The sequence below is a fragment of the Frankia sp. AiPa1 genome (assembly GCF_023243075.1).
Classification (GTDB): domain Bacteria; phylum Actinomycetota; class Actinomycetes; order Frankiales; family Frankiaceae; genus Frankia.
This window is the reverse complement of record NZ_JALKFZ020000084.1, coordinates 1-3,183: the sequence shown is the minus strand read 5'-3', so window position 1 is coordinate 3,183 and position 3,183 is coordinate 1. Positions and strand designations below refer to the sequence as shown.

The 3,183-nt window shown below is 74.6% G+C and carries 3 protein-coding genes; all 3 read left to right on the top strand.

The window, feature by feature from the left end:
• Positions 1 to 15 precede the first annotated feature (15 nt).
• The 3 genes from MXD95_RS07535 (at position 16) to MXD95_RS07530 (ending at position 3,104) form a co-directional block, all read left to right on the top strand.
• On the top strand, positions 16 to 1,158 hold the full coding sequence (locus MXD95_RS07535) for a PP2C family protein-serine/threonine phosphatase (RefSeq protein ID WP_250639816.1): 1,143 nt from the start codon (positions 16 to 18) through the stop codon (positions 1,156 to 1,158).
• A complete protein-coding gene (locus MXD95_RS29205; RefSeq protein ID WP_374121984.1) occupies positions 1,112 to 1,522 on the top strand; it encodes a hypothetical protein in 411 nt (136 codons plus the stop codon). The genes MXD95_RS07535 and MXD95_RS29205 overlap by 47 nt, the downstream gene beginning before the upstream one ends.
• A 124-nt stretch (positions 1,523 to 1,646) precedes the next feature.
• The gene (locus MXD95_RS07530; RefSeq protein ID WP_250639815.1) at positions 1,647 to 3,104 is read left to right on the top strand and encodes an FHA domain-containing protein; all 1,458 of its coding nucleotides are present in this window, start codon (positions 1,647 to 1,649) and stop codon (positions 3,102 to 3,104) included.
• The last annotated feature ends 79 nt before the right edge of the window (positions 3,105 to 3,183 follow it).

The window sequence follows — 3,183 nt, the reverse complement described above, 5'->3', positions numbered from 1 at the left end:
CCGCCTCGCCGGCACCTGAGCCGGGGCCCCGCCGCACCGGTCCGTTCGTCGCCACCCCGACCCCTCAACCCGGCCCCCCCCCCGCCCCCCGCCCCCCCCCCCGGCGCCTTCGACCCCGACGACGACCTCGGCCGTTGCCCGGTCTGTGCGGCGCCCGTCTATGCCGACGACCGTTACTGCGAGGTCTGCGGGCACGCGTTGGATGGGCCCGATCCGGTCCACGGCGATGCCGATCACAGCGAGGTCGATCTCGGCGAGCTGGCGGGCGTGTGCGACCGTGGCGTACGTCACACCACGAACGAGGACTCGATGGGGCTTGCCGTCGTCTACGGCACGCTGATCGCCGTGGTGTGCGACGGGGTCTCCACCACCCCCGGATCCGGCCAGGCCTCCTCCGCCGCGGCGGCCACGGCGATGGCGGTGCTCGCCGACGCGGTGCGGGCCCATGGCCCGGGCCATCCGGTCCATCACGACTCGCTCCCGCCCCGCGGCGCCGGCGGTCGGGCCAACGACATGCTGGACGTTCTGGAACCGGACTACGCGGACTACGACGAGCCGCGCACCGCACCGCAGGCGATCGTGGGCGGCTTCACCCCCGAAGATGCCGAGGCGGCCCTGCACGCCGCGGTCGAGGCGGCCCAGGACACGATCGCCCAGCTCAGCGCAGCCGAGGGACGGATGGCGCCGTCGTGCACCTTCGCCGCGGCCATCATCACCCCGCCCACTCCGGACGGCCCGGGAATGGTCACCGTCGGCTGGGTCGGGGACAGCCGCGTCTACCTGCTCGGCCCGCGCTGGTGCGAGCGGCTCACCTCCGACGACACCTGGGCCGCCGAGGCCGCGCGGGCTGGTCTCATCCCGGCCAGCGAGGCCGAGACGCATCGGCGGGCGCACACCCTGACCCGCTGGCTCGGCGGCGACGTGGAGGACATCGCCCCGCACACCGAGATCTTTCCGATCGAGACGCCCGCCACAGTGCTGGTCTGCTCGGACGGGCTGTGGAACTACGCCTCCCGGCCCGACGTCATGGCCTCTCTGGTCAACCAGCTCCCGGCACACTGCACGGCCATCGAGGTCGCCCGGCACCTCGTGGACTTCGCCATCGACGCCGGTGGCCACGACAACATCACGGTCGTCGCCGCCCGGGTGGATCACTGATGTCCGCCCCGCCGCGGGGGTGCCGAACGCGGCGCGGCCCGCTCGCGGCCGACGCCGACCCGGAGGCCCGTCATCCTCACGGCGCGACCACTGCGACACTGTTGCCCGGAGACACTCCTCCGGGCCGTACGACCAGGGCTGTCCGGGCCTGGCGGTTCAGGGTCGCCGGCAGGCACGGCCAGAGTTACCCGGGCACACGCCCGGGGTCACGCCGCCGGCAAACGGGGGCACGCACCACCTCCTACGGAAGGCGGTTCACAACGACGTCGGCACAACAGGTACGGTTCGGTGGAAGAGCAACGTTGAGAAGATCGATGAACTGATCATCGATGGGAATGGTCATCGATGGGGTGGTCATCGATGAGGTGGTCCTTGACCCACGGTCGACGAGGACCCTCCGGGTGAACCGGTGATCAGGTGAGGGCGTTGGACGCAAGCGTGCGCCTGTCTCACAACCCGACTACTGCGATCGGTGCGGAATTGGGATCATGACTGGTCAGGAGAGGTACGAATACCGTCCGGACGACGGCGGTCGGTCTCCCTACGGAGTGGACGAAGCCGGCGGTCATCGTCGGCGCGGTCCGGCGCAGCCGGACAGTCCCGACGCCGCGGGGAGCGGGGGCTACGACCCGCTCGGCATCCGGCGGTCGCCGGCCGATCTGGCCGGAGTGGCCGACCCGCCCCGTGGTGGCGACCCCTACGGGGGGTACGACCGCGACGGCTACGCCGACCAGCCTCGCGGTGGCCGCAGCTACCAGGCGGACCCCTACGACGCGCCCGGCGGCGGGTACGACCGCGACCCGTACGCCCGGCAGCGGGAAGACCGGCCCGGCCCCGACGACCGCGGGCGTGACGGTTACGACCGCGGCGCCTATCCGGAGCCCGCCGACCCGTACGGCCGCGGCACCGACCCACGCGCCGACCGCGGCGGATACCCGGAGCAGCCCGCCGACCGCGGCGGCTATGCGGAGCCCGCCGACCCGTACGGCCGGGGCACCGACCCACGCGCCGACCGCGGCGGATACCCGCCCGGCCGCGAGACGCCGGACGACCGCGGCTCCGGCGGTTACGCCGACCGTGGTGGCTATGGCCGCGGCGGAGATGACCGCGGCGGCGAGCCTGGCGGCTACCCACCCGCCCGGGACGACCGTGGCTACGCGGAACCGGCGGGGCGTGGCGGCTATGCGGAGCCCGCCGACCCGTACGGCCGCGGCACCGACCCACGCGCCGACCGCGGTGGGCGTGGCGGTTACGGCGACGAGCCCGACCCCGACGCGCACCGTCGTGGCCGCCGCGACGACGGCTACGGCTATCCGGCCGACCCGCTTGGCGTCGAGTCCGGTGCCGGGGCGGACCGTGGCTTCCAGCAGGCCCGCGGCGGCGACCCGCGACGCAACACCGACCCGCGCTACGCCCGCCAGGGCGGTGGCGACCCGCGCATCGGCGATCCGGAGTCCGCCGACCCGCGGGCGGGCCGGCGTGACCCGCGTGATGCGATCGACGACCCGCGCGGTGCCAGCGGATGGGACCGCGACGCCGACCGTCCCCCGGCCGGGGCAAGCGTGTGGGAGGCGATCGTCGAGGCTGAGCGGGAGTACTACGACAGCGGCGACGACCACCGCGTCCCGTTCCCGACCTTCTACCCGCGCCGGGGATTCGCGCTGGCCGGCCCGAAGATGCTCATCGGTCGGCGCAGTGAGTCCCGCGGCATCCACCCGGACATCGACCTGTCCGGCGCGCCGGAGGACCCGGGCATCTCCCGCAGCCATGCGCTGTTCGAGCAGCTGCCCGACGGCGGTTACGCCGTGCGTGACCCCGGTTCGACGAACGGAACTCGGCTCAACGACGAGCCGGACCCGATCGAGCCTGGCCAGTCCGTCCCGCTGCGCGACGGCGACCGCGTCTACCTCGGCGCCTGGACCCGCATCACGCTTCGCGCCCGCTGACCCCGTGGGGGGGGGGGGGGGGGGGGGGGGGGGGGGGGGGGGGGGGGGGGGGGGGGGGGGGGGGGGGGGGGGGGGGGGG

Bases quoted from the DNA above. Each gene is read 5' to 3' on its own strand.
- MXD95_RS07530 (WP_250639815.1), top strand. From the start codon at position 1,647: ATGACTGGTCAGGAGAGGTACGAATACCGTCCGGACGACGGCGGTCGG.